The organism is Kitasatospora sp. MBT63, assembly GCF_000710465.2.
Classification (GTDB): Bacteria; Actinomycetota; Actinomycetes; order Streptomycetales; family Streptomycetaceae; genus Kitasatospora.
In genome coordinates this window covers 19,143-36,101 of record NZ_JAIZ01000113.1, presented here as the reverse complement: position 1 = coordinate 36,101, position 16,959 = coordinate 19,143, and the positions used below count along the sequence as shown (strand labels likewise).

The 16,959-nt window shown below is 73.8% G+C and carries 15 protein-coding genes; 8 read left to right on the top strand and 7 right to left on the bottom strand.

Annotated features, from left to right (window positions below; all coding sequences use genetic code 11):
- Positions 1–3 precede the first annotated feature (3 nt).
- From AA75_RS07610 to AA75_RS07590, 5 genes are all read right to left on the bottom strand, one after another.
- A complete protein-coding gene (locus AA75_RS07610) occupies positions 4–1,680 on the bottom strand; it encodes an FAD-dependent monooxygenase (RefSeq protein ID WP_033819032.1) in 1,677 nt (558 codons plus the stop codon).
- A gap of 110 nt (positions 1,681–1,790) precedes the next feature.
- Positions 1,791–2,627 (bottom strand): amino acid ABC transporter permease, encoded by an 837-nt coding sequence (locus AA75_RS07605; RefSeq protein ID WP_033819031.1) that lies wholly within the window; start codon positions 2,625–2,627, stop codon positions 1,791–1,793.
- Positions 2,624–3,274, bottom strand: coding sequence for an amino acid ABC transporter permease (locus tag AA75_RS07600; RefSeq protein ID WP_033819030.1), 651 nt, complete (start codon positions 3,272–3,274; stop codon positions 2,624–2,626). Before AA75_RS07600 ends, AA75_RS07605 begins: the two co-directional genes overlap by 4 nt.
- Before the next feature lie 146 nt (positions 3,275–3,420).
- A complete protein-coding gene (locus tag AA75_RS07595; RefSeq protein WP_033819029.1) occupies positions 3,421–4,323 on the bottom strand; it encodes a glutamate ABC transporter substrate-binding protein in 903 nt (300 codons plus the stop codon).
- Positions 4,324–4,454: 131 nt separating this feature from the next.
- Positions 4,455–5,183: an amino acid ABC transporter ATP-binding protein gene (locus AA75_RS07590; protein WP_233288957.1), complete on the bottom strand. Its 729-nt coding sequence runs from the start codon at positions 5,181–5,183 to the stop codon at positions 4,455–4,457.
- Between the two features lie 663 nt (positions 5,184–5,846).
- Between AA75_RS07590 and AA75_RS07585 the strand changes: the two genes are divergently transcribed.
- Together AA75_RS07585 and AA75_RS07580 are read left to right on the top strand one after the other, a co-directional pair.
- Positions 5,847–6,638 (top strand): response regulator transcription factor, encoded by a 792-nt coding sequence (locus tag AA75_RS07585; RefSeq protein ID WP_051811979.1) that lies wholly within the window; start codon positions 5,847–5,849, stop codon positions 6,636–6,638.
- A gap of 7 nt (positions 6,639–6,645) precedes the next feature.
- A complete protein-coding gene (locus AA75_RS07580) occupies positions 6,646–8,082 on the top strand; it encodes a HAMP domain-containing sensor histidine kinase (protein ID WP_033819027.1) in 1,437 nt (478 codons plus the stop codon).
- 48 nt (positions 8,083–8,130) lie between these two features.
- On the opposite strand, the gene AA75_RS07575 is transcribed toward AA75_RS07580, so the two are convergent.
- A complete protein-coding gene (locus AA75_RS07575; protein ID WP_033819026.1) occupies positions 8,131–9,159 on the bottom strand; it encodes a TAXI family TRAP transporter solute-binding subunit in 1,029 nt (342 codons plus the stop codon).
- Between the two features lie 71 nt (positions 9,160–9,230).
- Here AA75_RS07575 and miaB point away from each other — a divergent pair, with 71 nt between their 5' ends.
- Positions 9,231–10,721, top strand: coding sequence for a tRNA (N6-isopentenyl adenosine(37)-C2)-methylthiotransferase MiaB (miaB, locus tag AA75_RS07570; protein ID WP_149037999.1), 1,491 nt, complete (start codon positions 9,231–9,233; stop codon positions 10,719–10,721).
- Positions 10,722–10,780: 59 nt separating this feature from the next.
- A complete protein-coding gene (locus AA75_RS07565) occupies positions 10,781–11,479 on the top strand; it encodes a class III extradiol dioxygenase subunit B-like domain-containing protein (protein ID WP_033819047.1) in 699 nt (232 codons plus the stop codon).
- A gap of 8 nt (positions 11,480–11,487) precedes the next feature.
- On the opposite strand, the gene AA75_RS07560 is transcribed toward AA75_RS07565, so the two are convergent.
- Positions 11,488–11,706 carry an antitoxin gene (locus AA75_RS07560; RefSeq protein WP_033819024.1) on the bottom strand — a complete coding sequence of 73 codons (219 nt, stop codon included), beginning with the start codon at positions 11,704–11,706 and terminating at the stop codon, positions 11,488–11,490.
- 152 nt (positions 11,707–11,858) lie between these two features.
- Here AA75_RS07560 and miaA point away from each other — a divergent pair, with 152 nt between their 5' ends.
- The 4 genes from miaA (at position 11,859) to AA75_RS07540 (ending at position 16,950) form a co-directional block, all read left to right on the top strand.
- Positions 11,859–12,803, top strand: coding sequence for a tRNA (adenosine(37)-N6)-dimethylallyltransferase MiaA (miaA, locus tag AA75_RS07555; RefSeq protein WP_033819023.1), 945 nt, complete (start codon positions 11,859–11,861; stop codon positions 12,801–12,803).
- 247 nt (positions 12,804–13,050) lie between these two features.
- Positions 13,051–13,527, top strand: a complete 477-nt coding sequence (locus AA75_RS07550; protein ID WP_033819022.1) for a hypothetical protein — start codon at positions 13,051–13,053, stop codon at positions 13,525–13,527.
- A gap of 73 nt (positions 13,528–13,600) precedes the next feature.
- Complete coding sequence (gene dapF, locus AA75_RS07545) at positions 13,601–14,503, top strand: diaminopimelate epimerase (protein WP_033819021.1); 903 nt, start codon at positions 13,601–13,603, stop codon at positions 14,501–14,503.
- 182 nt (positions 14,504–14,685) lie between these two features.
- Positions 14,686–16,950 (top strand): bifunctional (p)ppGpp synthetase/guanosine-3',5'-bis(diphosphate) 3'-pyrophosphohydrolase, encoded by a 2,265-nt coding sequence (locus AA75_RS07540; RefSeq protein ID WP_051811978.1) that lies wholly within the window; start codon positions 14,686–14,688, stop codon positions 16,948–16,950.
- Positions 16,951–16,959 lie beyond the last annotated feature (9 nt).

Genomic DNA, 16,959 nt, shown 5'->3' with positions numbered 1-16,959 from the left:
GCCCTAGCTCCCCGCGCCCGCCAGCGCCCCCGGGCCGCCCCGCGCGTTGTCGGCCAGGGCCAGCAGCGCGTCGGCCCGGCACCCCTGGGTGGCGCCGACCAGGTGCCCGTCGGGCCGGACCAGCAGCACGGTGTGCGGGTCGGCGCCCGGGTACTGCTCGGTGACCAGCACCTCGGCCGGTACCGGCAGCGCCGTCGCGACCTCCGCCAGCCGCGGCATCAGCCCCGCGCCCAGCCAGTGCCGGGACGCCCAGACCGCCGTCCCGGGCGCCACCAGCAGCAGCAGGAAGCCGCCGCCGAGCCGCGAGCGGAGCTGGTCGGGGGTACCTTCCATGGTCACCACCGGCAGGTCCGGCACCAGCACCCCGGGCGCGGTAGCGGGCAGGCTCTCGGTGAGCGAGGTGCCCCGCCCGGGCCCCCGCTGCACCGGTACCCGCCCGGGTACGCCGGAGGGCGCGGCCGGGTACGCGGGCGCGCCGCCGAACCGTCCGGTGCCGAGCTGACCGTCCGCCAGCAGCGGCGCGTGCTTGCGGAAGGACCCGGTGAGCAGCGAGCGGCGGGTCTGCTGCCAGCCGCGCAGCGGTCGCAGCAGCGGCATCGTCTGGTCGACCGCGCGCAGCCGCGCGCCGACCGCGCCGCGGCGCTCGGTCTCGTACCCGTCCAGCAGGGAGCCGCCGGGCTGCGGCCCGCCGGAGTGCAGGTGCCAGGCCAGGGCGAGCCGCCAGGCGAGGTTGTCGGCGTCGCGCAGTCCGTCGGTCAGGTTCTGCATGCCGAGGGCGCCGTGCAGGTGGGCGGCGTCGCCGGCCAGGAAGCAGCGGCCGGAGCGGAACCGGGCGGCCAGCCGCTGCTGTGCGGTGTGGTCGGCGGCGGCGAGCAGCTCGTAGCGGGGCAGTTCGCCGCACCAGCCGGTGAGGGTGGCCTTGACCCGGGCGAGCAGGGTGTCGCCGGTGACGATGCCGGGCCAGGTGGCGTGCGGGTCGACGGGTTCGCTGGGCTGCGGGCGGCCCGGGGGCAGCCGCCAGTCCAGGCGCCACAGGCCGTCCGGCAGCGGGCGGGCGCAGGCCTCGCGGTCGCCGCGCCACGGGGGTTCGCGGTGCAGCCGGGCCTCGCCGGCGAACGGCAGGTCGACCCGGACGGTCGCCACCGCGTGCCGGTCGACGGCCGGCCGCCCCGGAAAGCGGATCTTGAGCAGCCGGCGGACGGTGGAGCGTGCGCCGTCGCACCCGACCAGGTGGCTGCCGCGCCACCAGGTGCGGGTGCCGTCCTGGGTGTGCTCGGTGCGGACGCCGACACCGTCCCGGTCCTGCTCCAGCTCGGCCACCCGGCTGTGCGGTACCAGCTGGATCAGCGGGGTCGCGGTGACGGCGTCCCGCAGACCGCGCTGCAGGCGGTGCTGGGCCAGGTGCAGCACCGGGGAGTCGGCCAGGGGCAGCCGCAGCACCTCGGAGCGGCGGCGCCAGATGGTGAACGCCTCCCAGCGGGCGGCGTCCGACTCGGCCCGGGAGTAGCCGATCCGTCCGAGGAAGGCGGTGGTCTCGCCGCCGAGCACCACGGTGCGCGGGCTCTCCGGGCACAGCCCGGCGCCCTCGTCCAGCACGATCGAGGGCACCTCGTTGCGGGCCAGGGCGAGGGCCAGGGCCAGGCCGACCGGCCCGGCCCCGACCACGATCACCGGGTCCACGTCGAAACCTCCGCGCGGCGGGCGCGACGGGGCCCGGCTTCAGTGCTCAGGGCTGGGGAGGCTCCGGGTGGTGTCACGAAGAGCAATGCAACAGATCACCCGGGTGTCCGTCAAGCAGCGGCAGGTGTGCGCCGGTTCGTGCCGCGACGGCCGCGCGCCTCGATCCACTTGGCCAGCGCGGTGAGCGCCAGGCACATCGCGATGTAGATCGGGCCGATCACCAGGACCACCGGGATGTACGGGTAGCCGTCCGGGGTGGAGGTGTTGCTGGCGATCAGCTTGCCGGCGTAGAGCAGCTCGCTGTAGGTGATCACGTAGCCGAGCGAGGTGTCCTTGAGGGTGACCACCAGCTGGCCGATGATGGCCGGCAGCATCGACCGGACGGCCTGCGGCACCAGGATGGTCATCATCACCGAGGTCTTGCGCAGGCCCAGCGCGTAGGCGGCCTCGGCCTGCCCGCGCGGGACGGCGTTCACGCCGGAGCGGATGATCTCCGCCTGGACGGCCCCGTTGTAGAGGCTGAGGCCGACCACCAGGGCCCAGAACGGATCGGCGCTGAACACCGCCCGGTACAGCGCGAAGATCATGATGAGCAGCGGCATCGCCCGGAAGAACTGGACGACCGCGGTGGCCACGGCCCGCACCGGCCGGTGGTCGGAGAGCCGGCCGGCCGCCAGCAGCGCGCCGAGGACCAGCGAGAACAGCGCGGACAGGCCGAAGACCTTCAGGGTCTCCAGCATGCCGTCGACGATCCGCTGCTGGACCCTGGCGTACTCGAACGGCGACCACATCGCGGCCGAGAACTGGCCGGCGTCGGCCAGGCTGGAGTAGGCGAACCAGAGCAGCGCGGCGATCCCGACGACCGAGAGCACCCCGAAGACGCGGTAGCGCAGCCGGGCCCGCGGGCCGGGCGCGTCGTACAGGACGGAGGCGGAACCGGCGCTCATCGGGCCACCGCCATCCGCTTCTCGGCGAAGCTGAACAGCTGCTGGACGGAGAAGCTGATGCACAGGTACGCCAGCGCCACCCAGAAGAAGATCCCGAAGATGGCGTACCCCTTGTCGGTCATCGTCTGTTGCCAGTTGTAGAGCTCGGCGACGCTGAACGCGCCGGCCACCGCGGAGTTCCTCGGCAGGGCGATGAAGATCGAGCTCATCGGGGACATCACCGAGCGGACGGCCTGCGGCAGGATCACCAGGCCGAGCGTCTGGCCGAAGCCCATGCCCAGGCTGCGGGCGGCCTCGGCCTGGCCGAGCGGCACGGTGTTGATGCCGGCCCGCAGCACCTCGCAGACGAAGCTGCCGGTGTACGCGCTGAGCGCGATCACCGCGAAGGTGAAGGAGTCGAGGTGCACGTCCAGCCGCGGGAGCCCGAAGGTGACCGCGAAGAACAGCAGGGTCAGCGGGGTGTTGCGGAAGATGTTGACCCAGACGGTGCCGAACACCCGCAGGGCCGGCACCGGGGACACCCGGAAGGCCGCCAGGACTATGCCGAGCAGCAGGGCGAGCACCGCGCTGACCGCGCTGAGCTCGACCGTGCGCAGGAAGCCGTCGCGGAACAGCGCGAGGTTCCCGTCCTCGAACAGAACACCCATACCGGCGGCCCTCCTCTCATTGGTGGTTACGTGGTGGCGCGTGGCGGGCGGGCGAGCCCGTGAAGGTCCGTGAGGACCCGGCCCGTGAAAGACCCGGCTCCCCGCCCCGGCGCCGGCCGGCACCGGGACGGGGAGCCGGGGTGGGATCAGTACCGCTCGAGCGCGGGGACGGCCGGGGCGGCCGAGCCGGAGAGGCCGAGGGTGGCGTCGTAGGCCTTCTTCCAGTCGCCGTTGTCCTCGTGGGCCTTCAGGGCGTCGCTGATCGCGTCGCGCAGCGCCTTGTCGTCCTTGCCGAGGCCGACGCCGTAGTTCTCGGTCGAGAAGGTCTTGCCGACCACCTTGAGCTTGCCGGCGTTCTTCGCGGCGTAGCCCTTGAGGATCGAGTCGTCGGTGGTGACCGCGTCGACCTCGTCGGTGAGGAGCTTGTCCACGCACTGCGAGTACGAGTCGTACTGGGTGACCTTGGCGCCGTACTTCTTGATCTGGTCGACCGAGGTGGAGCCGGTCACTGTGCAGACGTTCTTGTCCTTGGTGCTCTCCGGGCCGGTGATGGAGGTGTTGTCCTTCTGCACCAGCAGGTCCTGGCCGGCGATGTAGTACGGGCCGGCGAAGGAGACGCTCGCCTTGCGCTTGTCGTTGATGCTGTAGGTGCCGACGTAGAAGTCGACCTGGCCACCGGAGATCGCGGTCTCGCGGTTGGCGGAGGCCACCGTCTGCCAGGTGATCTGGTTCTCGGCGAAGCCCAGGTCGGCGGCGATCATCTTGGCGATCTCGATGTCGAAACCGCTGCGGGTGCCGGTCTGGACGTCCTCGAAGCCGAGGAACGGCTGGTCGGACTTGGCGCCGATGGTGATCTTGCCGGCCTTCTTGGCCTTGGTCCACGCGGGCGAGGCGTCCAGCTTGACGTCGGACTTCACGGTGTACGTCGGCAGCTGCGGCTTGGCGCTGCCGGCCGCGTCGTCGTTCGGCGAGCCCTCCTTGCCGCAGGCGGCGACGGCCGTCAGGGTCAGCACGGACAGGGCGACGGCGATGGTGCGACGGGTCCTCATGAGGGTTCGTACTCCTGGGATCTGGCCACGGGTCAACCGGGCACTGGGGTCGGGAGAGTTCCGCTGGGCGCGGCGGTCCCCCTTCGGTCCGCCGTGCCGGGTCGGCACTGACGCTAGATCACGTGGCCCACTCAGTGGTGCAGGATCTTCGACAGGAAGTCCTTGGCCCGGTCGGTGCGGGGGGCGGTGAAGAACGCCTCCGGGGTGTTCTCCTCCACGATGCGGCCGTCCGCCATGAACAGGACCCGGTTGGCGGCGGAGCGGGCGAAGCCCATCTCGTGGGTCACCACGACCATCGTCATGCCCTCGGCGGCGAGCGAACGCATCACCTCCAGCACCTCGTTGACCATCTCCGGGTCGAGGGCCGAGGTGGGCTCGTCGAAGAGCATCACCTTGGGCTTCATGGCCAGTGCGCGGGCGATCGCCACCCGCTGCTGCTGGCCGCCGGACAGCTGCGCGGGGTACTTGTCCGCCTGCGCGCCGACCCCGACCCGCTCCAGCAGCTCGCGGGCGGTCGCCTCGGCCTCGGGGCGCTTGACCTTGCGGACCTTGACCTGGCCGAGGACCACGTTCTCCAGCACGGTCTTGTGCGCGAACAGGTTGAAGCTCTGGAACACCATGCCGACCTCGGCCCGGAGTTCGGCGAGCGCCTTGCCCTCGGCGGGCAGCGGACGGCCGTCGATCAGCACGGTGCCCGCGTCGATGGTCTCCAGCCGGTTGATGGTCCGGCACAGCGTCGACTTGCCGGAGCCCGAAGGGCCGATCAGCACCACGACCTCGCCGCGGGCGATCTCCAAGTTGATGTCCTGGAGCACGTGCAACGCGCCGAAGTGCTTGTCGACGCCGCTCAGCACCACCAGGGGAGCCGGCCCGGTGACGGAGTCGGTGACAGTCTTCTCGGTCATCGCGCCTTGCTCCCTCGTGTCCGGTCCCAGGGGTGAACTCCCTTGGGCTGCGCCGCCGGTGCCGGGACGGTGGTCCCGGTACGGCCGGTCGGCGCTTGGTACCGGGGGCCGGAGCCGGCGGAGCCCGCGGCCCCCGGTGGGGCGACCTTAGGAAAGCCGACGATGCCATGTCAGCCGATCTGAGCGGAACTTGAGCATCACGATCCGGCCACACCCACCGTCACGGCGGATCCGCGGCCGGCCGGCGGGGAACGGGACGGACGGATCGGCCGGGTGCGCGGGCGGCCGGCCCGCCGCCGGACGGGTACCCGCGGCCCGCCGTCCGCCGTGCCGTCCGCGTGCCGTCCGCGTGCCGTCCGCCGTGCCGTCCGCCGGCCCGGCGGGACGGTCGCGGGGGACCGCTCCCGCCCCGGTGGATCACCGCCGGAACGGGGGCGTGGCCGAGACCACCGTGACAATGGTGGACCGGGGCCGGAGAATACTGCGATCCGGTCGGTGAAGGCCGGGCCGCGGTCCCGCGGCAGCCACCCGCGGGCTACCGGCCGGTCACCCCGGCGGACAGCCCCCGTCGGACAGCTCCCGCCGGGACGCGGGCAAGGAACGAGTGAGAGGAGTGCGATGCGCCTGCTTCTGGTCGAGGACGACGACCGGGTCGCCGCCGCGCTGAGCGCCGTCCTGGGCCGGCACGGCTTCCAGGTCCGGCACGCCCGCAGCGGGCACGAGGCGCTGGACGCCCTCGTCCCCGACGGCCAGGACCCCTACCGGGTGGTCCTGCTCGACCTCGGCCTGCCCGACCGGGACGGCTTCGAGGTGTGCAGCCGGATCCGGGCCGCCAGCAGCGTTCCGGTGATCATGGTGACCGCCCGGGCCGACATCCGCTCCCGCATCCACGGCCTCAACCTGGGCGCCGACGACTACGTCACCAAGCCGTACGACATGGGCGAGCTGCTGGCCCGGATCCACGCCGTGGCCCGCCGCGGGGTGGCCGCCGCGTCCGCACCGGCGGACGGGACGCAGGAGGCGGCCCCGCGCGGGCCGCTGGAGGCCCGCGGGGTGGTGATCGACCGCGAGCGCCGCCGGGTCAGCGTGCAGGGCCGGGACGTGCCGCTGACCCGCAAGGAGTTCGACCTGCTCGCGCTGCTCGCCCAGAGCCCGGGCGTGGTCTACCGGCGCGAGCAGATCTTCAGCGAGGTCTGGCGCAGCGGCTGGGAGGGCAACGGCCGGACCCTGGAGGTGCACATCGGTTCGCTGCGCACCAAGCTCGGCCTGCCCGGCCTGGTGGAGGCCGTCCGCGGGGTCGGCTACCGGCTGATCCCCGAGCAGCCGGCCGACGGCCCGGCCGAGGCCGGACCGACCGTCGACACCGACGCGGACACCGACACCGCCGGGCGCGGCGAAGCGGAGCGCTGACCACCACGTGCGCACCCGCCTGCTCAGCATCCTGCTCACCCTGATGGCGGCCGTCCTGGCCGCCCTCGGGGTGCCGCTGGGCTATCTCTCGGCGGCCTCCGAGCAGAGCGAGGTGGTGGTCGACCGGATCGACGACGCGGCCCGTTTCGCCCAGGACCTCCCCACCCCTGGCCGGTCCAGCGGCATCAACACCGCGATCAAGGGTGACTACCAGCCGGTGGCGGGCGACACCGGCCGGCTCAGCGCGCTGAACGGCGAGGTCACCCGGTACCACGAGCTGTACGGCATCAGGATCGGCATCTTCTACCGCGACGGCGACGCCGTCGCGGTCGCCCCGCACGGCTGGCAGGCCACCACCGGTCCCGGCGCCGAGGCCTTCCAGGAGGCGCTGGACGGGCGGCGCAGCCACAACCCGCGCCAGGTCTGGCCGTGGAACTCGGACGACACCCTCACCGTGGCACTGCCGGTGGTCCGCGACGGCGACGTGGTCGCCGTGGTGATCACCGAATCGCCCACCGGGCCGCTGCGCGCCAGGGTGCTGCAGAAGTGGATGGTGATCGCCGGCGGGGAGGTGCTCGCCATGATCGTGGCCATCCTGTTCGCGGTGCTGCTCACCGGCTGGGTGCTGCGCCCGGTCCGCACCCTCGACCGGGCCACCCACGACATCGCGACCGGCCGGATGAACGCCCGGGTCGCGCCCAGCGGAGGACCGCCGGAGCTGCGCCGGCTGGCCCGCTCGTTCAACGAGATGGCCGACCACGTGGTGCTGGCCATGGACCAGCAGCGGGCCTTCGTCGCGGACGCCTCGCACCAGCTGCGCAACCCGCTGGCCGCGCTGCTGCTGCGGGTCGAGCTGCTCGGCCTGGAGCTGCCGGAGGGACACGACGCGGAACTCGGCGCGGTCCGCGAGGAGGGCACCCGGCTGGCCCGGGTGCTGGACGACCTGCTGGGCCTGGCCACCGCCGAGCACGCCAGGCCCGAACCCGAGCCGGTCGACCTGACCCGGCTGGTGATGGCCCGGGTCGACGCCTGGCGCCCGACCGCCGAGCAGCGCGGTCTGAGCCTGGAGCGGCGCTCCCCGGCGCTCGCCCACGGCCTGGCCGATCCGATCGGCTTCGGCAGCGCGCTGGACGCCGTGCTGGACAACGCGCTCAAGTTCGCGCCCGCCGGCTCGGCGGTCACGGTCGCCGTCGAACTGCACAAACGCGAGGTGGTGGTGAGCGTCACCGACCACGGGCCCGGCCTCACCGAGGAGGAGCTGGCCAGGATCGGTGACCGCTTCTGGCGCAGTTCCCGGCACCAGAACGTGGACGGCTCCGGCCTCGGCCTGTCCATCGCCCGCACCCTGCTGCTGGCCGGCGGCGGTTCGCTGGACTTCGCACCGGCCGAGCCGACCGGGCTGACGGTCGCCCTCACCGTCCCCAGGCAGCGTCCGGGCCGCTGAGACGCCCGCCGAGGCCTTCGTCGAGCCTTTCGGGTGGCGCGTCGGGCGTCAGGGTTTGACCGAGGTGTAGTAGCGGCGGGCGCCCTCGTGCAGCGGCAGCGGGTCGGTGTAGACCGCGGTCCGCAGGTCCACCAGCTGCGCCGCGTGCACCTGGGCGCCGATGGTGTCGCGGCTGTCGATCACCGCTCTGGTCACCCCCTGGACCAGGGCCGGGTCCACGTCGTCCCTGGTCACCAGCAGGTTGGGCACGGCGACGGTGGGCACCGGGGTGTCGGCCGGCCGGATGCCCGGGTAGGTGTTGGCGGGGATGGTGGCCGCCCGGTAGGCGGCGGCCCCGCCGCCCTCCTGGCGCTGCAGCGGCTCGGCCAGCTCGGCCAGCGGCACGATCCGGATCGGGAAGCGGCCGGCCAGGTCGGTCAGCGCCGCGGTGGGCAGTCCGCCGGACCAGAAGAACGCGTCCAGCTGGCCGCCCCTGAGCTGGTCGGCGGCGTCGCCCACGCCGAGGCCGAGCGGCACGATGTCGTGGTCCGGGTCCAGCCCGGCCGCGCCCAGCAGCCGCCGGGTGACCAGGTTCACCCCGGACTTGCCCTGGCCGACCCCGACCCGCAGCCCGCGCAGGTCGGCGACGTGCTCCACCTTGGACCCGGCCGGGACCACCAGCTGGAGGTAGTCGTCGTACAGCCGGGCGATGGCCCGCAGCTTGGGCTTGCCGGGCTTGTCGAAGGAGGTCACCGCGTCCGCGGTGGCGATGGCGAAGTCGTCCCGGCCGGCCACCACCCGCTCCAGGTTGTCGACCGAGCCCTGCGAGTTGTCCAGCCGCAGGTGCAGGCCGGGGACGCTCTCCCCGACGTACCGGCGCAGCAGCTGCCCGTACAGGTCGTAGACCCCGCGCGGGACCCCGGTGGCGAAGCCCGCCTCCCGCTGCGGCCGGCCGCCCGAGCCGGCGTCGGAGACCCGCCAGCCGGTCAGCACCGCGGCCACCACCAGCAGCAACGCCACCACCACCGGCACCGGGCGGCTGCGGAGGGCGGCGCGCACGGCGGCGCCCGGTCGGGCGGGGAGCGGAGTGTCGGCCATGCAGGGATACTGCCAGGCCCGGCGGCCGGACGGGAGGCCCGGCCGGTGCCCTTACCCTTGCAGTTGTGGGTATGGAGGAGAGCTTGCGAACTTACAAGGTCGTCACGTACGGCTGCCAGATGAACGTCCACGACTCCGAGCGGCTGTCCGGGCTGCTGGAGGAGGCGGGGTACGCCAAGGCCGACCAGGACGGCGATCCCGACCTGGTGGTCTTCAACACCTGTGCCGTCCGCGAGAACGCCGACAACAAGCTGTACGGCAACCTCGGCCGGCTCGCTCCCGCCAAGCAGAGCCACCGGGGCATGCAGATCGCCGTCGGCGGCTGCCTGGCCCAGAAGGACCGCGACACCATCGTGCGCAAGGCGCCGTGGGTCGACGTGGTCTTCGGCACCCACAACATCGGCCACCTGCCGGCCCTGCTGGAGCGGGCCAGGATCGAGCAGCAGGCCCAGGTGGAGATCCTGGAGTCGCTGGAGACCTTCCCCTCCACGCTGCCCACCCGCCGCGAGTCCGCGTACGCGGCCTGGGTGGCGATCTCGGTCGGCTGCAACAACACCTGCACCTTCTGCATCGTCCCCGCGCTGCGCGGCAAGGAGGAGGACCGCCGGCCCGGCGACATCCTCGCCGAGGTGGAGGCGCTGGTCGCCGAGGGCGTGGTCGAGGTCACCCTGCTCGGCCAGAACGTCAACTCCTACGGCTCCGACCTCGGCGACCGCGAGGCGTTCTCCAAGCTGCTGCGAGCCTGCGGGCAGATCGAGGGCCTGGAGCGGGTCCGGTTCACCTCCCCGCACCCGCGCGACTTCACCGACGACGTGATCGCGGCGATGGCCGGGACGCCGAACGTGATGCACCAGCTGCACATGCCGCTGCAGTCCGGTTCGGACACCGTGCTCAAGGCGATGCGCCGCTCGTACCGGCAGGAGCGTTTCCTCGGGATCATCGAGAAGGTGCGCGCCGCGATGCCCGACGCCGCCATCTCGACCGACATCATCGTGGGCTTCCCCGGCGAGACCGACGAGGACTTCGAGCAGACCCTGCACGTGGTCCGCCAGGCCCGGTTCGCCAACGCCTTCACCTTCCAGTACTCCAAGCGGCCCGGCACCCCCGCGGCCGAGATGGACGGGCAGATCCCGAAGGCCGTGGTGCAGGAGCGCTACGAGCGCCTGGTCGCCCTCCAGGAGGAGATCTCCTGGGAGGAGAACAAGAAGCAGGTCGGCCGCCGGCTGGAGATCCTGGTCGCCGAGGGCGAGGGCAAGAAGGACGACCGGACCGACCGGCTCTCCGGCCGGGCCCCCGACAACCGGCTGGTGCACTTCCCCCGGCCCGCCGAGCCGGTCCGCCCGGGCGACATGGTCACCGTGGAGATCACCTACGCGGCCCCGCACCACCTGCTGGCCGAGGGCCCGACGCTGGCCGTGCGCCGTACCCGGGCGGGCGACGCCTGGGAGAAGCGGCAGGCCGCCCCGGCCGCCAAGCCGGCCGGGGTGATGCTCGGGCTGCCGAGCATCGGCGTCCCCGCACCCTCGCCCGCCCCGGCGGGCAGCGGCTGCGGCTGCGACTGAGCGCAACGGCTCCCGGCGGTGCCCGGCCGGTGCGGCCGGGCACCGCTAGAGTGATCGACATGCTGGTCGCCGCCGCCGTCTGCCCCTGTCCGCCGCTGCTCGTCCCGGTGGTCGCCGCCGGGGCCGCCCCCGAGCTCGAACCGCTCCGCGAGGCCTGCCGGGCGGCGGTCGGCGAGCTGCTGGCGTCCGGTGCCGAGCTGATCGTGGTGGTCGGGACCGGCCCGCGGGCGGAGGTCTGGACCGAGGGCGGGGTCGGCACCTTCCAGCGGTACGGCGTCGAGCTGGCCGCTCGGCTGCCGCTCGGCGGCCCCGGCGAGGGCGAGCTGACGCCGGCGCTGACCGTCGGTGCCTGGCTGCTGGAGCAGTCCGGTGCCACCGTGCCGACGCACGCCTGCGCGGTGCCTTCCGACACCGCCCCCGACCGGCTGCTGGGCCTCGGCAAGGGTCTGGCGGACCTCGCCGACCGGGTCGGCCTGCTGGTGATGGGCGACGGCAGCGCCTGCCGCTCGGTCAAGGCGCCCGGCTACCTGGACGAGCGGGCCGAGGGCTGGGACGCCGCGGTGGCCGCGGCCCTGGGGTCGGCCGACACCGAGGCGCTGGCCGCGCTCGACGCCGGCCTCGCCGCCGAACTGCTGGCCGAGGGCCGGGCCCCCTGGCAGGTCCTGGCGGGCGCCGCCGAGGGCGCCGGCCTCCGCGGCCGGCTGAGCTACGACCACGCGCCCTACGGCGTCGGCTACTTCGTCGCCTCCTGGCACTGAGGGGCGACTCAGTCCTTCGGCTTGGCGGCGAAGTCGTCCACGGCGTGCTTGGCCTTGGACGCGGTGTTCTCGATCTTGTCGCTGTACTTGTGCTTGGTGGCCTTGTCCACCGCCGAGCCGGTCTTGTCGACCATCTCGTCGATCTTCTGGTTGTGCTTGCCCGCGAGCTCGCCGGCTTTCTCCTTGAGCTCCTCGGCCTTGCCCTTGAAGCTGTCCATCAGACCCATGTCGCTCTCCCTGTCCGAGGCCGTCGCACCTGATCCGTCGCCGGGACCTGCCCGGACGTCCGCCGCTGCAAACCTCACATACCTCTCCATATGCATCTGAAACACCCGAACCGGTGGCCGGCCCGGCCCGGCCCTTTGCGAGACTTGGAACCGTGACCAGCACCCACCCGCTCCCGCCCCGCGTCGTCTCGGTGGTCGGCGCGACCGCCGCCGGCAAGTCCGACCTGGCGGTCGCCATCGCCCGCAGCCTCGGCGGCGAAGTGATCAACACCGACTCGATGCAGCTCTACCGCGGCATGGACATCGGCACGGCGAAGCTGACCGTCGAGGAGCGCGGCGGCATCCCGCACCACCTGCTGGACATCTGGGACGTCACCGAGGCCGCGAGCGTGGCCGAGTACCAGCGGCTGGCCCGGGCCGAGATCGACCGGCTGCTGGCGGCCGGCCGCACCCCCGTCCTGGTCGGCGGCTCGGGGCTGTACGTCCGGGCGGCCATCGACGAGATGGAGTTCCCCGGCACCGACCCCGCCGTGCGGGCCCGGCTGGAGGCCGAGCTGGAGGCGGACGGCCCCGGCCTGCTGCACCGGCGGCTGGCCGAGCTGGACCCGCCCGCCGCGGCGGCGATCCTGCCGAGCAACGGGCGCCGGATCGTCCGCGCGCTGGAGGTCATCGAGATCACCGGGCTGCCCTTCACCGCCAACCTGCCCGGCCACACCGCCGTGTACGACGCGGTGCAGATCGGCGTCCAGGTGCCGCGTCCGGAACTGGACGAGCGGATCGGGCTGCGGGTCGACCGGATGTGGCAGGCCGGGCTGCTCGACGAGGTGCGCGCCCTGGAGCTGGCCGGTCTGCGCGAGGGCCGCACGGCCGCCCGCGCGCTCGGCTACCAGCAGGTGCTGGCGCACTTCGCGGGGGAGTGCACCGAGGACGAGGCGAAGGCCGAGACGGTCCGGGCGACCAGGCGGTTCGCCCGCAGGCAGGAGTCCTGGTTCCGGCGGGACGACCGGATCCACTGGCTCTCCCGGCCGGCCGGGACCGACCCGGTGGCGCTGCTGGAGCGCTCGCTGGAGCTGATCGCGGATCACCCGGCGGCCTGACCCGGCCCTCCCGGGGACGGTTTTCGGCCATCGGCCCGTGCAGGTGCACCGGCAGCCGCAGAATCGTCGCGAACCGGGGGTTACAGGCCGATCACGTCCTGGCCACGGATCACCCGACGACCCCCGCGAGGTCCTGTCGGCGACCCTGGACATGCCATCATCGGTAGCACCTGGGGTCGGACGCATCCGCTCGGCCCCACCGTCCGCGAGCCCGTCAGCTCGTGTCGAAGCGTCAGGGGGAGGCCGCGTGTCGACCGGTACCGGCCCCGAGACCGAGCAGCTGCCCGGCGACGCCCAGCGCGTCGACGACCAGCTGCCGGAGCTCGTGGCGCCGACCACCTCGTACGCGGTGGCCCTGCCCGTCCTGGACCAGCTCACCGGCGTGGTGCACGAACGCGAGATCCGCCCGCGCCGCCGGCTGCGCTGGTGGCAGCTGCTGCCGATCGTGGTGATGGCCACCCTCGGCTCGCTGATGTTCGCCTTCCCGCTCGCCTTCGGCCCCGACAGCGCCTCCCCGATGATCGGGATGCTCGGCCTGCTGCTGACAGCGGCCTCCACCGGCTGGGGGGCGATGGCCGCCCGCCGGGTCGGCTACAAGTGGCCGGGCGTGCCGCGCCGCGGCAGCGGCCGACGGGCCGGCTGGCGGGCGATCCTGGTCTACACCCTGGTGGCCTGCGTCGCGGTGGCCCTCGCGGTCTGGCGCGTGGTCCAGCTCCGCGGCTGACCCGGTTCCGCCCCGGCCGTCCGTGGGCCGGACCGACCGCCCGCGCGGATGGCCGGATCAGTACGATCGTGGCGTGAGCGATTCCACCCCGGCGGGCCTGCCCTTCCTCAAGGGCCACGGCACCCAGAACGACTTCGTCATCCTCCCCGACTTCGACGGCCGGCTCGACCTCGGCCCGGCGCAGGTCGCGCTGGTCTGCGACCGGCGGGCCGGGATCGGCGGCGACGGGATGCTGCGGGTGGTCCGCTCCGCCGCCGACCCGGCCGCGGCACACCTGGCCGACCGGGCCGAGTGGTTCATGGACTACCGCAACTCGGACGGCTCGATCGCCGAGATGTGCGGCAACGGCGTGCGGGTGTTCGCCCGCTACCTGGTGCAGGCCGGCCTCGCGAAGCCGGGCCCGCTGGCGGTCGCCACCCGGGCCGGGGTGCGGCAGGTCTCGGTGGCCGAGGACGCGCCGGACGGCACCCCGGGCGAGGTCACCGTGGACATGGGCCGGGCCGCGCTGCCCGGGCCGGACGGGATCGAGGTCGCGGTCGGCGCCCGCCGCTGGCCGGCCCTGAACGTCAACATGGGCAACCCGCACGCGGTCGCCTTCGTGGCGGGCCTCGACGACGCGGGCGAGCTGTACACCGCGCCGCTGACCAGCCCGGAGGGGGTCTACCCGGAGGGTGTCAACGTCGAGTTCGTGGTCGACCGCGGCCCGCGGCACGTCGCGATGCGGGTGCACGAGCGGGGCTCCGGCGAGACCAGGTCCTGCGGCACCGGCGCGTGCGCCGTCGCGGTGGCCACCGCCCGGCGGGACGGCGCCGACCCCGCCGTCACCGGCGAGCCGGTCGCGTACACCGTGGACGTGCCGGGCGGCCGGCTGGTGATCGAGGAGTTCCCGGACGGCCGGGTCGAGATGACCGGTCCCGCCGTGATCGTCGCGTCCGGCACCCTGGACCGGGCCTGGCTGGGCCTGCCGGCGAGCTGAGGACGCCGCACCGCGGGCCGAGGGGGAGTGCGGCCGCTTTGCCCCGTTCTGTTGTCCGTGAATCCCCCTGATCGGGTGATTCGGCTGACGGAGTGGGAGCAGGCGGTCGCGGAACGTGCTGTGCTCGGTAGCATGGACCACCGGGTCGGACTTCGCTCCGGTGATCGCTGCCGGAGGTGCAGATGACCATCGAAGCCGGCCAGCACGGGGCCGTCCCGTACACCGTGCCCAAGCGCCCGCTGCCCCGGCTCAGCCGGGCCGCACTCGGCCGGGCCGGCCGCGCCGCCCTGCTGGCGACCGGCCGGGGCCCGGTCCCGGACGCGATCGAGCCGATCGTGCAGGCCCACCGGGTGCACCATCCGCAGGCCGACCTCGCCCTGCTCGGGCGCGCCTACCGGACGGCCGAGGAGAGCCACCGCGGGCAGACCCGCAAGAGCGGCGAGCCGTTCATCACCCACCCGCTCGCCGTCACCATGATCCTCGCCCAACTCGGCGCCGGGACCACCACCCTGGTCGCCTCGCTGCTGCACGACACCGTCGAGGACACCGAGGTGACGCTGGATCAGGTCAGCGCCGACTTCGGCCCCGAGGTGGCCTACCTGGTCGACGGCGTCACCAAGCTGGAGAAGGTGGACTTCGGCGCCGCCGCCGAGGCCGAGACCTTCCGCAAGATGCTGGTGGCCACCGGCGACGACGTCCGGGTGATGGTGATCAAGCTCGCCGACCGGCTGCACAACATGCGGACGATCCGTCACATGAAGCCCGCCAGCCAGGTCCGGATCGCCAAGGTCACCCGGGACGTGCTGATCCCGCTCGCCGACCGGCTCGGCATCCAGGTGGTCAAGGCCGAGCTGGAGGACATCGTCTTCGCCACCCTCCACCCGGAGGAGTACGCCCGCACCGGCGCACTGCTGGACGCCCACGGGGCCCGCCCGGACGGCGTCCTGGAACCCTTCGCCCGGGCGCTCGCCCGGCAGCTGACCGAGACCGGGGTGCCGGCCTCGGTCACCGTCCGGCCGCGCCACCACGTCTCGGCGCACCGGGTCCTGCTCGGCCGCAGCGCGGTGGCGGGACCGGACGGCCGCCCGCAGGGACTGCTCCCCTCCGACCTCGGCCGGCTGCTGGTGGTGGTCGAGGAGAAGGCCGACTGCTACGCCGTCCTCGGCGAGCTGCACACCTGCTGGACCCCGCTGCCCGGCGAGTTCAAGGACTTCATCGCCGCCCCCCGGTTCAACCTCTACCAGGCGCTGCACACGGCGGTCTCGCTGCCCGGCGGCGAGGTGGTCGAGGTGCTGGTGCGCACCCGCCGGATGCAGCGGGTGGCCGAGTTCGGGGTGGTCGCGCTCGGCGACCCGGACCAGGCGGATCCGGCGCAGGGCGGCCCGGACGACCCGGAGTCCGACCGCACCGACCCGGCCCGACCGGGCTGGCTCAGCCGGCTGCTCGACTGGCAGCAGGAGGCCCCGGACCCGGACGCGTTCTGGTCGGCGCTGACCGCCGACCTCTCCGACGACCGGGAGATCACCGTCGTCACCGAGACCGGCGGGACCCTGCAACTGCCCGCCGGGGCGAGCTGCGTGGACGCCGCGTACCTGCTCGGCGAGGAGAGCGGGCACCGATGTATCGGGGCCCGGGTCAACGGCCGGCTCACCGCGCTGTCCACACCGCTGCGCGACGGCGACGTGCTCGCCGTCCTGACCGGCGGCGGTGACGCCTCCGGCCCGGACGCCGGGTGGCTGGAGTACACCCGCACCCCGGGGGCGCGGCTCGCCATCGAACGCTGGCTGGCGGACCACCCGGCCGGCGCGCCGGTGGTGGAGGCCGGCCGGCCGGCCGGGCAGCCCGTCTCGCCGGACCGGCCCGCCGCCGGGCCCGCGGGTCCGCCCGCCTCGGTCGCGGGCCGTCCGGGTGGGCCGGTCCGCCTCGCCCGCTGCTGCACCCCGGTACCGCCGGACCGGGTCACCGGCTTCGCGATCCGCGGCGGCGCGGTCGCGGTGCACCGCGCCGGCTGCCAGGTCGGCGGGCAGATGCGCGAGGCCGGCCGGGAGGGGCTGGAGACGGCCTGGATCCCCGGTGCCGAGCCGGCCGGCGGGTACCGCGCCACGCTGTACGCCGAGGCGCTCAACCATCCCCGGCTGCTCGCCGACCTGACCGGGGTGATCTCCGCCGAGGGCGTGGACATCGTCTCCGCCGAGGTCGGGCCCCCGACCGAGCTGCGGGTCCGGCACAGCTACACCGTCGTCCTGCCCGCGGCCGGTGCGCTGCCGGCGGTGATGCGGGCGATGCTGCGGGTGTCCGGCGTGTACGACGTGTACCGGCCGGGCGGGGGTAATCCGGATGACCCCGGCGGGCCCGGCGTGCGACCATCGTGGGGAATTCACGGCCGGTCCGCGGCGTTGACGCAAGGCAGCAGTAGTGCCGGTGCGGCCCGCGGTCCGCAGGGGTAGCCCGTCCTC

What these genes read in the sequence shown, in the direction of transcription:
- AA75_RS07575 (WP_033819026.1), bottom strand. Translation starts at nt 9,159, where the DNA reads ATGGCCGACACTCCGCTCCCCGCCCGACCGGGCGCCGCCGTGCGCGCC.
- AA75_RS07600 (WP_033819030.1), bottom strand. Translation starts at nt 3,274, where the DNA reads ATGGGTGTTCTGTTCGAGGACGGGAACCTCGCGCTGTTCCGCGACGGC.
- AA75_RS07540 (WP_051811978.1), top strand. Translation starts at nt 14,686, where the DNA reads ATGACCATCGAAGCCGGCCAGCACGGGGCCGTCCCGTACACCGTGCCC.
- AA75_RS07565 (WP_033819047.1), top strand. Translation starts at nt 10,781, where the DNA reads ATGCTGGTCGCCGCCGCCGTCTGCCCCTGTCCGCCGCTGCTCGTCCCG.
- AA75_RS07585 (WP_051811979.1), top strand. Translation starts at nt 5,847, where the DNA reads ATGCGCCTGCTTCTGGTCGAGGACGACGACCGGGTCGCCGCCGCGCTG.
- AA75_RS07560 (WP_033819024.1), bottom strand. Translation starts at nt 11,706, where the DNA reads ATGGGTCTGATGGACAGCTTCAAGGGCAAGGCCGAGGAGCTCAAGGAG.
- AA75_RS07595 (WP_033819029.1), bottom strand. Translation starts at nt 4,323, where the DNA reads ATGAGGACCCGTCGCACCATCGCCGTCGCCCTGTCCGTGCTGACCCTG.
- miaB (WP_149037999.1), top strand. Translation starts at nt 9,231, where the DNA reads ATGGAGGAGAGCTTGCGAACTTACAAGGTCGTCACGTACGGCTGCCAG.
- AA75_RS07605 (WP_033819031.1), bottom strand. Translation starts at nt 2,627, where the DNA reads ATGAGCGCCGGTTCCGCCTCCGTCCTGTACGACGCGCCCGGCCCGCGG.